Genomic DNA, 14,253 nt, shown 5'->3' on the forward strand with positions numbered 1-14,253 from the left:
CCCGATACCCGTTCCACAGCATCGCCACAGCGTCGCTACCGAGAGTCGGATCCGACCACCTTCCCATCGACGTTGGAGAACCGATGACGACCCCGCGCACCGACGACACCGCCCCGCAGCTCGTGTGGGCGCAGACCCAGACCCTCCCGTATGCCGCGCCGGAGCCGGCCGCGGCGCCCATCGCCACCGCGCCCGCCGTGGCCGGCCCGGCCGACGCCGTGCCGGTCGAGTCGCCTGGAGTACCCGACACCGCACCTGCCCTCAACCCGCCCACCTGGAGTGGTCGCAAGACTGCGATCGCCGCGGCGCTCGCCATCGGCTTCTCCTCGATGGGCGCGGTGGCCGCTGCTGCCGCGATCCCGCCAGGAACCACCCAGAGCGGCGGCCCGGTCCAGCAGGGTGGCTTCGGGCCGGGAGGGCGCCAGCCGGGCGGCTTCCCCCAGCAGGGCACTCAGCAGGGCACCCAGCTTCCGGGCACCCAGCTGCCGCAGGGTCCCGGCCAGGGCGGCTCGGGCTCGGTGCAGCAGGCGCCCACCGACCCGAACGCGAGGACGCCATGATCCACGTGGCCGTCCTGCCGGGCAGCGCCGTGGCGCGCTGGGTGCGACGGCGGACCACGACGGCCACGAGCACGGCATACCGGAACGTGGAACCGTTGGCGCGCAAGGACTTCAGCATGGTGCCGGTCTGTGGGTCGGTGCGGCCCTCCGCCTCGCAGCGCCAGCTCAGCCAGCGGCTCTGACGTCAGGGGCGGATCTCGCCCGAGCCGCGCTCGACCAGCTCGGGAGCCAGCACCACGTGACGAGGGGGTGAGGTGTCGCCGTCGATCCGGGCGAAGAGGCGCTGGGCCACCTCGGCCCCGATCGCGCCGACGTTCTGTCGTATGACGGTCAGCGGCGGGTCGACGATGTCAGCCAACGGGAAGTCGTCGAAACCGACCAGGGCGATCTGACCTGCCTTGCCGAGCCTGTGCAGTGCTCGAATCGTTCCGACTGCCAACGAGTTTCGCGCAGCGAAGATCGCGGTCGGGGGCTCGGCGCTGTCGAGGAGCCGGTGGACAGCAGCCTCCGCGTCATCCGCCGAGCGCAGCGACGTCATGATCCTCGACGGGTCGAGCGGGATGTGTCGCGCGCGCATCGCGGCCTCGAAGCCCTCGTGCCGGGTGCGCGCCGTCTGGATGGTCGGCAGGTCGCCGAGGAACGCGATCCGCCGGTGTCCGTGGGCGACCAGGTGGTAGACCGCGAGCCGCGAGCCACGGGCGTTGTCGATCGTGACCGAGTCGGTGTCGATGCCGTTGGGGGTGCGGTCCACGAACACGATGGGCAGACCGCTGCGCAGGTCGTCGGCGAGGTAGTCGTGACGATCGGTCGCGGGCATGAGGAGCAGGCCGTCGACCCGTCGGCGCACCAGGCCCTCGACCAGCGCCCGCTCGCGCTCGGGCTCCTCATCGAGGCTCGACGCCACGATGACCACGTCGCGGTCGCGGGCCTCGTCCTCGAGGCTGCGCAGGAGGCTGGACGAGAACGAGTTGCTGACGTCCTGCAGGAGCGCGCCGACCATGGCCGTCTTGCCGTGTCCGCGGCGCAGGTTGCTCGCTGCGAGGTTGTGCCGGTAGCCGAGCTGGGCGACCGCTCGTTCCACCCTCGTCACGACGTCGGCCGAGACGCCGGACTCGCGGTTGACGACGCGTGACACGGTCTTGAGGCTCACGCCCGCGAGAGCCGCCACTTCGCGCATGGTGGCACGGGGACGTCGAGTATCTCCCTTTGACAACGATGTCACGATCACGTCTGCAGTTGTACAGGAACTGTTGACAAAAGCACAACTGAAGACTAGAAACGCCTTTGACAACGTTGTCACGCGGCACCGGCGCCGCACGAGATGGGAGACACCATGCGTCACAGCACTCTGCAGACCCCCACCTTCCGCCGCACCCTTGCGGTCACCCTCGCCGCCTCGACTGCCCTCGCCCTCGGCGCGTGCAACCGTGGCGGCGCCGACACCGGCGGTACCGGTGGTGAGAAGACGGTGGGCATCTCGCTCATCACCAAGGACTCCTCGAACCCGTTCTTCGTCGCCATGCAGAAGGGCGGCAAGGCGGACGCCGCCAAGAACAACGTGAAGCTGACGGTCGCCTCCGGCAAGAAGGAGGGTGACGACCAGGGGCAGATCACCGCCATCGAGGACTCCATCGCCCGCGGCGACAAGGGCATCCTCATCACCCCCATGAGCACCGGCGTCAACGCCGCCATCAAGAAGGCGCGTGACGCTGGGCTGTTCGTCATCGCCCTCGACACCCCGCCCGACCCGCCGGACACGGTGGACATCACGTTCGCGACGAACAACCGCAACGCCGGCAAGCTCGACGGCCAGTGGGCCGCCGCGCAGCTCGACGGCAAGCCCGCGGTGATCGCGCTGCTCGACCTCTTCAGCGACAAGATCGTGTCGGTCGACTACAACCGTGACCAGGGATTCCTCGAGGGCATGGGCATCGACGTGGCCGACGGCAAGAAGAACGGCGACGAGGCCAAGACCGGCAAGTACACGGGCGGCAAGGGCGGCGACTACACGATCGTCTGCAACGAGGCCGGAGAGGGCGCCGAGGACGGCGGCCGCTCGGCCATGGAGAAGTGCCTGGCCAAGAACCCCAACATCAACCTCGTCTACACGATCAACGAGCCGACCGCCGTCGGCGCCAACGCCGCCCTCAAGGCAGCCGGCAAGACTGCCCTCATCGTGTCGGTCGACGGTGGCTGCGCCGGCGTCAGCCAGGTCAAGAGCGGCGTGATCGGGGCGACCGCCCAGCAGTACCCGCTGAAGATGGCCACCCTCGGCATGGAGGCGATCGCCAAGATCGCCCGCGGTGGTGAGAAGCCGAAGGTGACCGAGGGCCTCGACTTCTTCGACACCGGCGTCGCTCTCGTCACCGACAAGAAGGCTGACGGCGTCGACAGCATCTCCTCCGACGAGGGCACCAAGATCTGCTGGGGCAACTGACCATGTCGACCCAGGTCACCTCTGCTGCCGCTGAGTTCGCTCGGCGGCAGCAGTCCCCCCTCCAGCGCATCCAGCACCAGCTGCACGGCAAGCCGTGGCTGAGCCCGCTCTTCCTGTTGCTGATCGCGTTCGTCGCCTTCTTCGTGGCGACACCGACGTTCTTCACCGCCAACTCGATGGGCATCCTGCTCCAGCAGACCGCTGTGGTGGCGGCCCTCGCGGTGGGGCAGACGCTGGTCATCCTCACCGCCGGCATCGACCTGTCCGTGGGCGCGATCATGGTGCTCTCGATGATGGTGACGGCAACGCTCGCCAAGGACGGCGGCATGCCTGCCATCATCGCCCTGTTCATTGGCGTCGCCCTGGCGACCGGCGCAGGGTTCCTCAACGGGCTGTTGGTCACGCGGATCAACCTCCCACCGTTCATCGTCACCCTCGGCACGCTGAGCATCTTCACGGCCATCGCCTTGCTCTACTCCGGCGGCGAGAGCATCCAGGCGGACCACCTGCCGCGGTTGCTCAACTTCCTCGGCGAAGGGTTCGGCATCGGCCAGTTCCGACTCACCTGGGGCATCGTCGTCGTCATCCTGCTCTACGCCGTCATGGGTTTCGTGCTCTCCCAGACGGCTTGGGGGCGTTATGTGTACGCAGTGGGTGACGACACCGAGTCGGCGCGCCTGTCCGGTGTGCCGAGCAAGCGGATGCTGCTTGCCGTCTACACCGTGGCCGGCCTGATCTACGGCATCGCGGGCTGGATCCTCATCGGGCGAGCGGGCGCAGCGACTCCCAACGCAGCTCCCGACGCGAACCTGGCCAGCATCACCGCGGTCGTCATCGGCGGCACCAGCCTCTTCGGTGGTCGTGGTCGCCTCATCGGCACGCTCATCGGTGCCCTCATCGTGCAGACCTTCGCCTTCGGTCTGGCTCAGGTCGGGGTCGACCAGCAGTGGCGTGTCCTCGCGACAGGCGTCCTCGTCATCGTGGCCGTCGCCATCGACCAGTGGATCAGGAAGGTGAAGGCATGAACATCACCCCAGAAAGTTCTAGGCTCCTCCGTCGCTCCGATACTTTCCGGGGGCCCCGATGAGCACCAGCACGCTCGAGGTCGCCCACGGAGGCGTCCCCGCAGGCAAGCAGGACATCTACTCCCAGGAGCCCGTCCTCTCGGCCCGCAAGCTCGTCATCACCTTCGGCCGCGTCGTCGGCCTCGACGGGGTCGACCTGGATCTCTACCCCGGCGAGGTGCTGGCGGTCATCGGAGACAACGGCGCCGGCAAGTCCACGCTGATCAAGTGCCTCACCGGCGCCTACGTCCCCGACTCCGGCGACATCACCCTCAACGGGCAACCGGTCCACTTCAAGAAGCCCCAGGACGCCCGCGAGGCTGGCATCGAGACGGTCTACCAGCAGCTGGCCGTCATCCCCGCGCTCGACATCGCGAGCAACCTCTACCTCGCCCGCGAGGAGCGTCGCAAGGGCCCGCTCGGGTCGGTGCTGCGCATGCTCGACAAGAAGGGCATGGAGAAGCGAGCCGGCCAGTCGGTGCAGGAGCTCGGCATCCAGACCATCCAGAACATGAGCCAGGCGGTGGAGACCCTCTCGGGTGGTCAGCGCCAGGCCGTGGCCGTCGCCCGCGCGGCGGCGTTCGGGAGCCGGGTCGTCGTCCTCGACGAGCCGACCGCCGCGCTGGGTGTGAAGGAGTCGGGCATGGTGCTCGACATGGTCAAGCAGCTGCGCGACAAGGGCCTGTCGATCATCCTGATCAGCCACAACATGCCGCACGTCTGGGAGGTGGCCGACCGCATCCACATCCAGCGCCTCGGCGGCCGCGCCGGTGTCATCACGCCGCAGACGCACGACATGGGTGAGGGCGTGGCCATCATGACCGGTGCCAAGCGTCTGGAGGGCGCCTCGTGAGCGGGGTCGTCGTCGTCGGCTACATCCCCACGCCCGAAGGCATCGCCGCCTTCGAGCGGGCCAAGGACGAGGTCGTGATCGACGGCTCCACGCTCGTGGTGGTCAACACCGGCGAGAGCGGCAACTTCGCCGCGTCGACGTTCGCGAGTCCCGCGGACATCGACGCGATCGACGTCGAGCTCAGCGGCGCAGGCATCGCGCACGAGGTGGTCCAGTCGACCGATGAGCTGGCACCCGCCGAGGCGATCCTGCGGGTCGCCGAGGAGAGGGACGCCCGGCTCATCGTGATCGGGGTCCGACGTCGGACCCCCGTCGGGAAGCTCTTCCTCGGCAGCACCTCGCAACAGGTGCTGCTCGATGCACACTGCCCGGTGCTCGCCGTGAAGGCGGCGAAGGCCGGCTGACCAAGACCCTGACCCGGATCCCCTGACCGGGCCAGCCCCCACGCGAGCGGCGTCCCTCCGACAAGGAGGGGCGCCGCTCGTCCGTCTGCCGACGTCCTCAACGAGGAACCTTGCTAGCAAAGGTTAGGCGGGGGAGGCGGGGAGGCGGGAGAGGCGGGGTTCAGGTGCGCGCCGAGCCCAGGCCCAGGACGACGGCGATGCCGAGCGCGCTCCGCGGGTCGTAGGCCGTGCGCCACAGCCCGCCGTGGACCGCGCCATCTGCTTCCTCGCGCCACGGCGTCGTGGGTGCGTGCGGTGCAGTGCGCAGGTCGTGGACGAGGAGCGCGGCCATCAGGGTGTTGCTCGTGGCCGGCTCGAAGACCTCGATCCCGAACCGGTGCGCACCGGCGTACGCGCTCGCGAGGGCGCGGTTCTTGACCACCGAGCGGGTGCGGGTGGGCGGGGCGACGTTGAGCGACACGGTGCGGCCGTCGCGGCGAGCGACGGTGGCCCGCCAGCGTTGCAGCCGCTTGGCCAGCGCGTAGTTGGGCCCCTGTTGCGGCACCAGGCTGTCGTTGAGACCGGGGTCGGTGCCCGGCGCGTAGTTGCGTCGCAGCAGGCGCCCGCCGCTCACCGTCCGCAGCGCCGGTCGCACCAGCCGCATCGGCGTCGACGGGCCGCGGTAGCTGCGGGTGGAGTGCTCGACCGCCTCCCCCGGCACCGCGAAGACGTCCGTCGGGGTGGCCAGGAAGGCGAGCGCCACGTCGGCCCGCCGCCTCATCAGCTCGACGCTGAGGGCGTCCACGGCGGTGGAGACGCGCACGTTCGTCGCCCCGTCGGCATACACGTAGTTGCCGAGGACGAGCGGTCCCTCGACCTCGGTCAGCCAGTCGGCGACGGCCGGGAGCCCGTGCAGCAGGTCGGCGCCGGCGTGGGCGGCGAGGTCGCCGGCCGACCACGGTGCGTCCGCGGCCACCGGCATGTGGAGGGTGCCGGCGCTCGCGGCGGCGACGTCGAGCACGCGCTTCCAGATGTCGGGGCGGGGCAGGTCGACCCCCACGACGTGCCCGCCCCACGACAGGATCGAGCGCAGCGGGCCCATCTCCGCGCCGGCGCCGAGCACGACGACCCGCTGGTCGCTGAGGTCGAGCCAGTCGGGGTTGGCCAGCACGGTGCGGACCGCCTCGGCGGCGGACGGCTCGATGATGCCACGGGTGGTCCAGTCGTCGAGCTGCCGTCGGAGCGCCTCGCCGCGCAGGCGCTGGCCGTGCAGCGGGAGGCTGAGCTCGGTCGCCCGCGCTCCGGTGCCCCGCACCGTGGCGGTCCCCAGGGGTGTGCCGCCACCGGCGGTGAACGCCTCGTCGAGCGCCACCTCGCCGTCGGCAGTCGTGGCACGCATCCGCCCGTGCAGCGAGTCGAGACCCGCGCGGGCGACGTCGACGGCCGCCTCGCCGTCCCGCAGGAGGCCGGCCTCGACCATCCGCCTGAAGTGCGTCAGGTAGCCCTGCCGCCAGTTGGTCTCCCGCTCAGCAGCCTGGGCCCCGACCGGGTCGACCGGCCGGAGCGCGTCCGCCACGACCGCGCGTCCGAGCGCGGAGGTGCTGCGCTTGCCGTCGACCTCGGGGAAGACCACGCCGTGCGGTTGGTGGGAGTCGCTCTGCGCCATGCTCCGCGAGTATGCCGTGTGACATCGCAGCGCGCCGAGCCGCCGGGGGCGTCAGCTCGCGGCGTCAGACAGGCGACGGGCGATCTGCTCCACGGCCGAGCGCAGCTCGGGGCCGTTGACGACGCGGAAGGGGACGGGGAGCGCGGCCAGCTGGGCGGCATACCAGTCAGGGGCGCTGGTGCTGCCGACCAGCCGGGTGGTGCCCTCGGGCCCTTCCTCGAGCCGGCCGAGCCCGCGCGGCAGCAGCCGCGTCACCGCCTCGACGGGCGCCTGCACGACGACGTCAGTGACGTACTCCCATCCAGCCGACAGATGGGTCTCGAGCTCGGCGACGGGGTCGAGGCCCGCCGGGGGCTCGAACCGTTCGGCGAGTGGGTCGACCGCGGAGACCCGGTCGATGCGGAACGCGCGACGGGCGCTCGCCGCGTGGCTCCAGCACAGCAGGTACCACCGGCCGTGGCGCACCACGACGGCCCACGGGTCGACCTCCTGAGACCACTCACGCCCTGCCTCGGTGCGGTAGCCGATGCGGACGCGGGAGCGGTCGATGCTCGCCTGGACGAGGGCGGTGGTGGTCTGCGGGTTCGGCCGGGCGGCGGCGCGGTCGGGGGCCGGTGCGGCGGCGCGTCGGACGGCTTCGGCCTGCGCGGCGACGGGCTGGGGGAGCGCGCGGATGATCTTGCCCAGCGCGCTGCCGGCCGGGTCGGCGGGGTCCGCGGCCTCGTGGTGGCCGTCGAGCACGGCCATGACGAGGGCCAGCGCCTCGGATGCCTCGAACATCAACGGCGGGAGCCGCAGCCCCCGCCCGACGCGGTAGCCGCCGTAGGGGCCGCGCTCGGACTCCAGCGGGATGCCGGCCTCGCGCAGGATCGCGACGTAGCGGCGGGCGGCCCGCTCGGTGACCCCGAGGCGGTCGGCCAGCCGGCCCGCGCTGATGCCGGGGCTGGCTTGGATGAGCTCGAGCGCCAGCAGCGCGCGAGCGGTCGGGCTCGTGTCGGTGGGCGGCATGGCGACAGCGTAGGACGACATGCGGAAGCCAAACGTCCGGAACAAGCCCTAGCGTGCAGCCATGGCTACGACAGACAGCTCGAGTGACCCCGTCACCGACACCCCCTGGGAGCCCCCGCTGGCCGGCAACGAGACCGAGGCCATGCTCGGCGCGCTCGAACGGCTGCGCGCAACCTTCCGCTACAAGGCCGACGGCCTCGACGCGACCGGTCTGACCACGCGGATCGGCGCGTCCTCGCTGACCCTCGGCGGGCTGCTCAAGCACCTCGCCGTCGCAGAGGACCACAAGTTCACGGTCAAGCTGAGCGGCGCCCCGATGGAGGCCGTGTGGGACGACAACGGGTGGGATGACGACGACGACTGGGAGTTCGCCTCCGCGGCGCAGGATTCCCCCGAGAAGCTCTACGCCCTCTACGACGCAGCGGTCGGGCGGTCGCGGGCCAGGGTCGCCGAGGCCCTGCACGACGCGGGCTTGGCCGTGGGCCTTGACCACATGGTCGAGGCGAAGGATGAGCACGGCAACCACGCCAACCTGCGACGGCTACTGCTCGACATGGTCGAGGAGTACGGCCGCCACACCGGTCACGCCGACTTGCTCCGCGAAGCGGTCGACGGCCGGGTCGGCGAGGACCCGCCGCCCGGGTGGCAGCCGGTGTCGGGCGCGTGGACCTGGCCCGCCCGATGAGCGACCACGACGAGCACCCCGGGTTCGACGCGACCCACCGTGGCGAGACTTTCCGCCGGTTCGACTTCACCGACGCCGTCTTCGACGACACCTACCTCGTCGCCGCACGGTTCAAGAACGTCGCCCTCAAGGGCGCGAGGATCACCGGCTCGCAGGTCGTCGACGTCGACATCACGGGCGAGGTGGAGCGCCTCACCGTCAACGGGGTCGACGTCACCGACTTCGTCGAGTCCGAGCTCGACCGTCGGGAGCCGGACCGCGCCAAGATGCGGCCGCGGACGCCGGCGGAGTTCCAGGAGGCCTGGGACATCCTCGAGCGACGGTGGTCCGAGACGATCGAGCGGGCCCGTCGCCTGGACCCGGAGCGGCTCCACGAACGGGTCGACGGTGAGTGGTCGTTCATCGAGACGCAGCGCCACCTGGTCTTCGCGACCGACGCGTGGATCCGCCGAGCCCTGCTGGGTGATCCCTCGCCGTGGAGCCCGCTCGACCTGCCCCACGACGACATGGCCGACATCCCGTCGGTGCCCCGAGACCAGACGGCACGTCCGTCGCTCGACGAGGTGCTCGAGCTGCGTCGCGACCGGATGGCCACGATGCGCGAGGTCGTCGACGGGCTGACCGACGACCAGGTCGAGAGCCGGACGGCCCCGGTGGCCGAGCCCGGCTACCCCGAGTCGCGGGACTTCCTCGTCGCCGACGTCGTGGGCTGCATCGTCAACGAGGAGTGGTACCACCACCAGTACGCCATCCGGGACCTCGCCGTCCTCGAGGCTCGCGGGTCAGCCTGACCGACGCGAAAGGCCCGGAACCGCAGGGGTTCCGGGCCTTTCGACGTATGCCGCGCGGGCGGCCTACGGGTTAGCTCACCGTCACTCGACGCCGAGGCGGGCCTTGAGGCCGTCGAGCTCGACCTGGAGCTGGGTGGGAAGGGTGTCGCCGAACTTGGCGAACCACTCCTCGATCTGCGGGATCTCGGCCTTCCACTCCTCGGGGTCGACCTTGAGGGCTGACGCGATGTCGGCGTCGCTCAGGTCGAGGCCGGAGGTGTCGAGCGACTCCGGGGTCGGCACGTGACCGATCGGGGTCTCGACCGCGGCGGCCTTGCCCTCGATGCGCTCGATGGCCCACTTGAGGACGCGGCTGTTCTCGCCGAACCCGGGCCACAGGAAGCCGCCGTCCTCGTCGCGACGGAACCAGTTGACGTAGAAGATCTTCGGGAGCTTGGACGCGTCGGCATCCTTGCCGAGGTTGATCCAGTGCTGGAAGTAGTCGCCGGCGTTGTAGCCGATGAACGGCAGCATCGCCATCGGGTCGCGGCGGACGACGCCGACGGCTCCGGTGGCGGCCGCGGTCGTCTCCGAGGAGAGCGTGGCGCCCATGAAGGTGCCGTGGATCCAGTCGCGCGACTCGGTCACCAGCGGCACGGTGGTCTTGCGGCGGCCGCCGAAGAAGATCGCCGAGATCGGCACACCCTTGGGGTCGTAGTACTCCTTGGCGAGGATGTCGCACTGCTCGATCGGGGTGCAGTAGCGGCTGTTGGCGTGGCTCGAGAGCTCGCCTGACGCCCCGATGTCGGGCGTCCAGTCCTGGCCCTTCCAGCTGGTGGCGTGGGCCGGGGTGTTCTCCAGCCCCTCCCACCAGATGTCGTTGTCGTCGGTGAGCGCGACGTTGGTGAAGACGGAGTTGCCCTTGTTGATGGTCTTCATCGCGTTGGGGTTGGTGTGCTCGTTGGTGCCGGGGGCGACGCCGAAGAACCCGAACTCGGGGTTCACGGCATAGAGGCGACCGTCCTCACCGAAGCGCATCCAGGCGATGTCGTCGCCGAGGGTCTCGACCTTCCAGCCCGGGATGGTCGGGGCGAGCATGGCGAGGTTGGTCTTGCCGCAGGCGCTCGGGAAGGCCGCTGCGATGTAGTAGACCTGCTGCTCGGGCGAGATCAGCTTGAGGATGAGCATGTGCTCGGCGAGCCAGCCCTCGTCGCGGGCCATCACGGAGGCGATCCGCAGCGAGTAGCACTTCTTGCCCAGCAGGGCGTTGCCGCCGTAGCCCGAGCCGTAGGACCAGATCATCCGCTCCTCGGGGAACTGGACGATGTACTTCTCCGGGTTGCAGGGCCACTTCACGTCGGCCTGGCCCGGCTCGAGCGGGGCCCCGACGGAGTGCAGGGCCGGGACGTACTTGGCGTTCTCACCGAGCTCCTCGATGCGGCGCAGCACGTTGACGCCGGTGCGGGCCATCACGCGCATCGAGACCACGACGTACTCGGAGTCGGTGATCTCGACGCCGAACATCGGGTTCTCGGCCTCGACGTGACCCATCACGAATGGGATGACGTACATCGTGCGGCCCTTCATGCAGCCGGCGTAGAGCCCGCGCATGAGGTCCTTCATCTCGTGCGGGTCCATCCAGTTGTTGGTGGGCCCGGCATCCTTCTCGTCCACGGAGCAGATGTAGGTGCGGTCCTCGACCCGGGCGACGTCGGTCGGGTCGGAGGCGGCGTAGAAGCTGTTCGGCTTCTTCTCCTCGTTGAGGCGCACGAAGGTGCCGGCCTCGACGAGCTTGTCGGTCAGTCGGGTCCACTCGGCTGCGGAGCCGGTGACCCACTCGATGTGGTCGGGGGTGGTCATCGCTGCCACCTCGTCGACCCATGCCTGCAGGCCGGCGTGCGTGGTGCCCCCTGCGCGCTGGTCGGTGTGCGTCGCCTCGGTCGTCATGTGATCGGCCGTCCCTTTCGTCCGGGGCGGTGCTCCCCCGGATCATGAGGTGATGCGTCCACGCCGACACGGGTCATCCGACCGCGTGTCCACATGGTGAACGCTCCTGATCTGGCCAAGGTACGCCCCCCTACGCGCCAGTAGATACCGCGCACGGTCTAGACCGCTCGTGAAAAGCCTCACAACCGGGCAGTAGGAATCGATCGCTTGCAATCTTCTTGCAAGGGTTGCAAGAAGACGGCGGATTCCGCTGCGTTTCTTGCCTTTCGGCGTCGCCGCCCTGGGCTGGCCAGCCCAGGGCCGGGTCGCCTCGGCGCCGTGCTCAACCCGCCACGGCGAGAGGTATGCCGCGCGGCCGGCTGCGCCGGGCGGCATACCGATTTCGTGGGCGCGGGGTCGAGCCGGTAGTCTTTCCCGTCGTTGCTCTGGGCGATCCCACAAGGAATCTCAGGGCGACATTCGCGCCCGTAGCTCAACGGATAGAGCATCTGACTACGGATCAGAAGGTTAGGGGTTCGAATCCCTTCGGGCGCACCCGGTTGCCACGGCGACCACGCACTCTGCGTTGAGACAGACGATGGGGCCCCCGCTCGCGGAAACGCGACGGGGGCCTTACTCGTCCCCGCAGCCTGGCAACTGCCCGCATCACGCTACGCACGGTGAAGCGTCCTCGACTCTTTCGTTTTGATCGTCGCCATCACTGTTGGCGTGTTCCTCGGGGACGCAACCCGGCAACGGGTCACCAAGCCTTAGGTGCGCGGCTGTCGCGGCCTGCTCCAGGCCGCGGGTCGGCGATGCTATGCCGTGCCCCACGCTGAGGGGCAGGCGCGTTGCCCGACCCTCAGGGGCACTGCATAGCGTCGCGATCAGGCTCCGGCCTGGAGGCGGAGGCCGGCGAGGGTGAGGTCGAGCGCGGCAAGGAACCAAACGTTTCCTGCCTATCATTCCTCAGAAACCTTGTCATACCTATGACAAGGCAAGTATGTTCAGCCACGCGCTACAAATCGAAATCTGAGGGGGACTGTTGAGGTTGAGAGCGTTCATGCGAATGCTGGCGGTAGGTGCGGTCATGGCCGTCACGGTGGGGGCCGTGGTTGCTTCCCCAGCAGAGGCGCAGGGGAAGTCGGGCCGACAGGTGGTGGCCGAATCGGTGGCACAAGACATCCGACCCGTGGAGAGAGGGGCTGTCATCCATGGCGTCAGCATCGGGGCACCCGGCAACCGGGAAACGTATGTGACTGACACCGCGATGATTGCGGTACTGGAGCAGGGGCAAGCGACCGCCGAGTTCTCGCTCCCAGGGCGGGGAACCGTGCAACCTGACGGATCAGTCCGCGTGGTGACATCTAAGGGCGTGATGGTGGAGATTGCGGTCCCCTGGGCGAAAGATGCCAACGGGAGGTCGCTCCCGACCTTCTACACGGTCACCGGGAACCGCCTCGTGCAGACGGTCGATACCAAGGGGGCAACCTTTCCCGTGGCCGCAGACCCGACCATTATCAATTGTGGTCTCTTCACTCCCTGCTTGAAGTTCACCCGCAGCGAGACCCTCAGCATCAGCGACGCAATGGTCGTCGGCGTAGCGGCCGGGACGGCGGCGCTGTGCGGTCGCATCCCGTGGTCCCCGGTGTACCTCGGTGCCCTGAAGGTGGCCTGTGCTGGGTACGTGGCGGCGAACTGGTCCACCATCCGCTCGAATGCCCTCACCGCGAAATCGATCGGTCGATGCTTGGCGCTGCGATTCACCACCACAGGGCTCCCGTTGGGTTCGCGAGTCGTGACGTGTTGAAGCGCGCCAAGCACATTGCATCGATGGTCGGAGTCGCGATGGGGATGGCCTTCATCCTCGGCTATGGACTGACGAAGGCTGTGGCGCCGCTGAAGTCCGCCTTCCTCGACTCATTCGTCTTGATCGTCGCCGTCACTGTTGGCGTGTTCCTCGGGGACGCGACTCGGCGACGGGCCACCAAGCCCTAGGTGCGCGGCTGTCAGCAGTCGAGGCGCTGCTTGTCTCCGGCCGCGGCCTGCTCCAGGCCGCGGGTCGGCGATGCTATGCCATGCCCCACGCTGTGGGGCAGGCGCGTTGCCCCGCCCTCAGGGGCATGGCATAGCGTCGCGATCAGGCTCCGGCCTGGAGGCGGAGGCCGGCCAGGGTCAGGTCGAGGGCGGCGAGGAACTGCTCCCGGTCGTCGTGACCAGCGAACTCGTCGGCGATCCCCCGGACGAACGGGAACTGATCGGGGTCCGCGGCCCGCCACGTCGCGGCATACCGATCGAGGAACTCGTCGCGGTCGACGGCGCCGCTGAGGACTTCCTCGGGTGGCTCCTGGCCGAGGTCGGCTGCGGTGCCGACCACCACCCCCACGATCGCCGAGACGGCGTGGAAGCGCTGCTTGGGTGTCAGGTCGAGGCGAAGCGTCTGCTGGCCGAGCTTCTCGTAGAGCAGCAGTGAGTTGCCCTGGACATCGGTGTTGCGCATGAAGTAAGCGGCCAACCATGGGCGGTCCACGATCGCGTCGAACAGGGTCACCGCCATCACCCGCAGGTCGGCGATCGGGTCGTCGCTGCCGGTCTGTCCCTCGACGGCCGTCAGCACCCCCGCCAGCACGTGGTCGGTCGCGCGGTCGAGGAGGTCGTCCTTGCTCGTGACGTACCAGTAGATGCTGCCGACGCCGGTGCCCAGGCGCGCCGCCAGCGCCCGGAACGTCAGGGCCGACTCGCCTGCCTCGTCGAGCAGCTCCACGGCCGCCGTGAGCACGGCCTCCAGCGAGTGCGAGGCGCGCTGGCGGCCGCGGGGACGGCGATCCACGGATCGCGTTCGAGGGCCTGCCATGCGTCCATCCAACCACAGGTTGCACATTTATCGAACAGTGTTCTATC

The 14,253-nt window shown here is 69.4% G+C and carries 15 protein-coding genes, 1 tRNA gene and 1 pseudogene; 12 read left to right on the plus strand and 5 right to left on the minus strand.

All coding sequences use genetic code 11. From position 1 onward, the window contains the following. Positions 1–83 precede the first annotated feature (83 nt). Positions 84–560 carry a hypothetical protein gene (locus AC1DWJ_RS04985; protein ID WP_477620143.1) on the plus strand — a complete coding sequence of 159 codons (477 nt, stop codon included), beginning with the start codon at positions 84–86 and terminating at the stop codon, positions 558–560. Beyond that, entirely contained in the window at positions 557–742 is a 186-nt protein-coding gene (locus AC1DWJ_RS04990; protein ID WP_477620144.1) for a hypothetical protein, read from the plus strand. Before AC1DWJ_RS04985 ends, AC1DWJ_RS04990 begins: the two co-directional genes overlap by 4 nt. Before the next feature lie 2 nt (positions 743–744). Here the strand turns inward: AC1DWJ_RS04990 and AC1DWJ_RS04995 are convergent, their stop codons facing one another. Further along, positions 745–1,737: a LacI family DNA-binding transcriptional regulator gene (locus tag AC1DWJ_RS04995; RefSeq protein WP_477620145.1), complete on the minus strand. Its 993-nt coding sequence runs from the start codon at positions 1,735–1,737 to the stop codon at positions 745–747. Positions 1,738–1,893: 156 nt separating this feature from the next. Here AC1DWJ_RS04995 and AC1DWJ_RS05000 point away from each other — a divergent pair, with 156 nt between their 5' ends. From AC1DWJ_RS05000 to AC1DWJ_RS05015, 4 genes are read left to right on the plus strand one after another with little or no spacing between them, the layout of a single operon-like run. Next, positions 1,894–2,997, plus strand: a complete 1,104-nt coding sequence (locus AC1DWJ_RS05000) for a substrate-binding domain-containing protein (protein ID WP_477620146.1) — start codon at positions 1,894–1,896, stop codon at positions 2,995–2,997. Positions 2,998–2,999: 2 nt separating this feature from the next. Beyond that, positions 3,000–4,022: an ABC transporter permease gene (locus AC1DWJ_RS05005; protein ID WP_477620147.1), complete on the plus strand. Its 1,023-nt coding sequence runs from the start codon at positions 3,000–3,002 to the stop codon at positions 4,020–4,022. A 58-nt stretch (positions 4,023–4,080) separates the two neighbouring features. Next, a complete protein-coding gene (locus AC1DWJ_RS05010) occupies positions 4,081–4,914 on the plus strand; it encodes an ATP-binding cassette domain-containing protein (RefSeq protein ID WP_477620148.1) in 834 nt (277 codons plus the stop codon). Beyond that, positions 4,911–5,318, plus strand: coding sequence for a universal stress protein (locus AC1DWJ_RS05015; RefSeq protein WP_477620149.1), 408 nt, complete (start codon positions 4,911–4,913; stop codon positions 5,316–5,318). Before AC1DWJ_RS05010 ends, AC1DWJ_RS05015 begins: the two co-directional genes overlap by 4 nt. A gap of 160 nt (positions 5,319–5,478) precedes the next feature. Here AC1DWJ_RS05015 and AC1DWJ_RS05020 read toward each other — a convergent pair whose 3' ends face one another. Beyond that, positions 5,479–6,963, minus strand: a complete 1,485-nt coding sequence (locus AC1DWJ_RS05020; RefSeq protein ID WP_477620150.1) for a hypothetical protein — start codon at positions 6,961–6,963, stop codon at positions 5,479–5,481. Between the two features lie 199 nt (positions 6,964–7,162). Here AC1DWJ_RS05020 and AC1DWJ_RS05025 point away from each other — a divergent pair, with 199 nt between their 5' ends. Next, positions 7,163–7,456 (plus strand): phage tail protein, encoded by a 294-nt coding sequence (locus AC1DWJ_RS05025; RefSeq protein WP_477620366.1) that lies wholly within the window; start codon positions 7,163–7,165, stop codon positions 7,454–7,456. On the opposite strand, the pseudogene AC1DWJ_RS05030 reads toward AC1DWJ_RS05025, so the two are convergent. Then, positions 7,351–7,992 (minus strand): annotated as a pseudogene (locus AC1DWJ_RS05030) (helix-turn-helix transcriptional regulator); the annotation flags it as partial. The gene AC1DWJ_RS05025 and the pseudogene AC1DWJ_RS05030 overlap by 106 nt on opposite strands. 40 nt (positions 7,993–8,032) lie before the next feature. Between AC1DWJ_RS05030 and AC1DWJ_RS05035 the strand changes: the two are divergent. Together AC1DWJ_RS05035 and AC1DWJ_RS05040 are read left to right on the plus strand one after the other, a co-directional pair. Next, positions 8,033–8,656, plus strand: a complete 624-nt coding sequence (locus tag AC1DWJ_RS05035; RefSeq protein ID WP_477620151.1) for a mycothiol transferase — start codon at positions 8,033–8,035, stop codon at positions 8,654–8,656. Then, the gene (locus AC1DWJ_RS05040; protein ID WP_477620152.1) at positions 8,653–9,447 is read left to right on the plus strand and encodes a DinB family protein; all 795 of its coding nucleotides are present in this window, start codon (positions 8,653–8,655) and stop codon (positions 9,445–9,447) included. The genes AC1DWJ_RS05035 and AC1DWJ_RS05040 overlap by 4 nt, the downstream gene beginning before the upstream one ends. Positions 9,448–9,528: 81 nt before the next feature. On the opposite strand, the gene AC1DWJ_RS05045 is transcribed toward AC1DWJ_RS05040, so the two are convergent. Then, the gene (locus AC1DWJ_RS05045; RefSeq protein ID WP_477620153.1) at positions 9,529–11,373 is read right to left on the minus strand and encodes a phosphoenolpyruvate carboxykinase (GTP); all 1,845 of its coding nucleotides are present in this window, start codon (positions 11,371–11,373) and stop codon (positions 9,529–9,531) included. A 461-nt stretch (positions 11,374–11,834) separates the two neighbouring features. On the opposite strand from AC1DWJ_RS05045, the gene AC1DWJ_RS05050 reads away from it, so the two are divergent. From AC1DWJ_RS05050 to AC1DWJ_RS05060, 3 genes are all read left to right on the plus strand, one after another. Then, a tRNA-Arg gene (locus tag AC1DWJ_RS05050) sits at positions 11,835–11,907 on the plus strand. Positions 11,908–12,442: 535 nt separating this feature from the next. Beyond that, positions 12,443–13,162 carry a hypothetical protein gene (locus tag AC1DWJ_RS05055; protein WP_457256062.1) on the plus strand — a complete coding sequence of 240 codons (720 nt, stop codon included), beginning with the start codon at positions 12,443–12,445 and terminating at the stop codon, positions 13,160–13,162. 23 nt (positions 13,163–13,185) lie between these two features. Next, positions 13,186–13,350, plus strand: coding sequence for a hypothetical protein (locus AC1DWJ_RS05060; RefSeq protein ID WP_457256064.1), 165 nt, complete (start codon positions 13,186–13,188; stop codon positions 13,348–13,350). 142 nt (positions 13,351–13,492) lie between these two features. Here AC1DWJ_RS05060 and AC1DWJ_RS05065 read toward each other — a convergent pair whose 3' ends face one another. Next, on the minus strand, positions 13,493–14,182 hold the full coding sequence (locus AC1DWJ_RS05065) for a TetR/AcrR family transcriptional regulator (RefSeq protein ID WP_477620154.1): 690 nt from the start codon (positions 14,180–14,182) through the stop codon (positions 13,493–13,495). Positions 14,183–14,253 lie beyond the last annotated feature (71 nt).

It is taken from the genome of Pedococcus sp. P2_D7 (genome assembly GCF_056404295.1).

What these genes read in the sequence shown, in the direction of transcription:
- AC1DWJ_RS05045 (WP_477620153.1), bottom strand. Translation starts at nt 11,373, where the DNA reads ATGACGACCGAGGCGACGCACACCGACCAGCGCGCAGGGGGCACCACG.
- AC1DWJ_RS05060 (WP_457256064.1), top strand. Translation starts at nt 13,186, where the DNA reads ATGGTCGGAGTCGCGATGGGGATGGCCTTCATCCTCGGCTATGGACTG.
- AC1DWJ_RS04990 (WP_477620144.1), top strand. Translation starts at nt 557, where the DNA reads ATGATCCACGTGGCCGTCCTGCCGGGCAGCGCCGTGGCGCGCTGGGTG.
- AC1DWJ_RS04995 (WP_477620145.1), bottom strand. Translation starts at nt 1,737, where the DNA reads ATGCGCGAAGTGGCGGCTCTCGCGGGCGTGAGCCTCAAGACCGTGTCA.
- AC1DWJ_RS05000 (WP_477620146.1), top strand. Translation starts at nt 1,894, where the DNA reads ATGCGTCACAGCACTCTGCAGACCCCCACCTTCCGCCGCACCCTTGCG.
- AC1DWJ_RS05005 (WP_477620147.1), top strand. Translation starts at nt 3,000, where the DNA reads ATGTCGACCCAGGTCACCTCTGCTGCCGCTGAGTTCGCTCGGCGGCAG.
- AC1DWJ_RS05040 (WP_477620152.1), top strand. Translation starts at nt 8,653, where the DNA reads ATGAGCGACCACGACGAGCACCCCGGGTTCGACGCGACCCACCGTGGC.
- AC1DWJ_RS05020 (WP_477620150.1), bottom strand. Translation starts at nt 6,963, where the DNA reads ATGGCGCAGAGCGACTCCCACCAACCGCACGGCGTGGTCTTCCCCGAG.
- AC1DWJ_RS05055 (WP_457256062.1), top strand. Translation starts at nt 12,443, where the DNA reads ATGGCCGTCACGGTGGGGGCCGTGGTTGCTTCCCCAGCAGAGGCGCAG.
- AC1DWJ_RS04985 (WP_477620143.1), top strand. Translation starts at nt 84, where the DNA reads ATGACGACCCCGCGCACCGACGACACCGCCCCGCAGCTCGTGTGGGCG.
- AC1DWJ_RS05010 (WP_477620148.1), top strand. Translation starts at nt 4,081, where the DNA reads ATGAGCACCAGCACGCTCGAGGTCGCCCACGGAGGCGTCCCCGCAGGC.
- AC1DWJ_RS05035 (WP_477620151.1), top strand. Translation starts at nt 8,033, where the DNA reads ATGGCTACGACAGACAGCTCGAGTGACCCCGTCACCGACACCCCCTGG.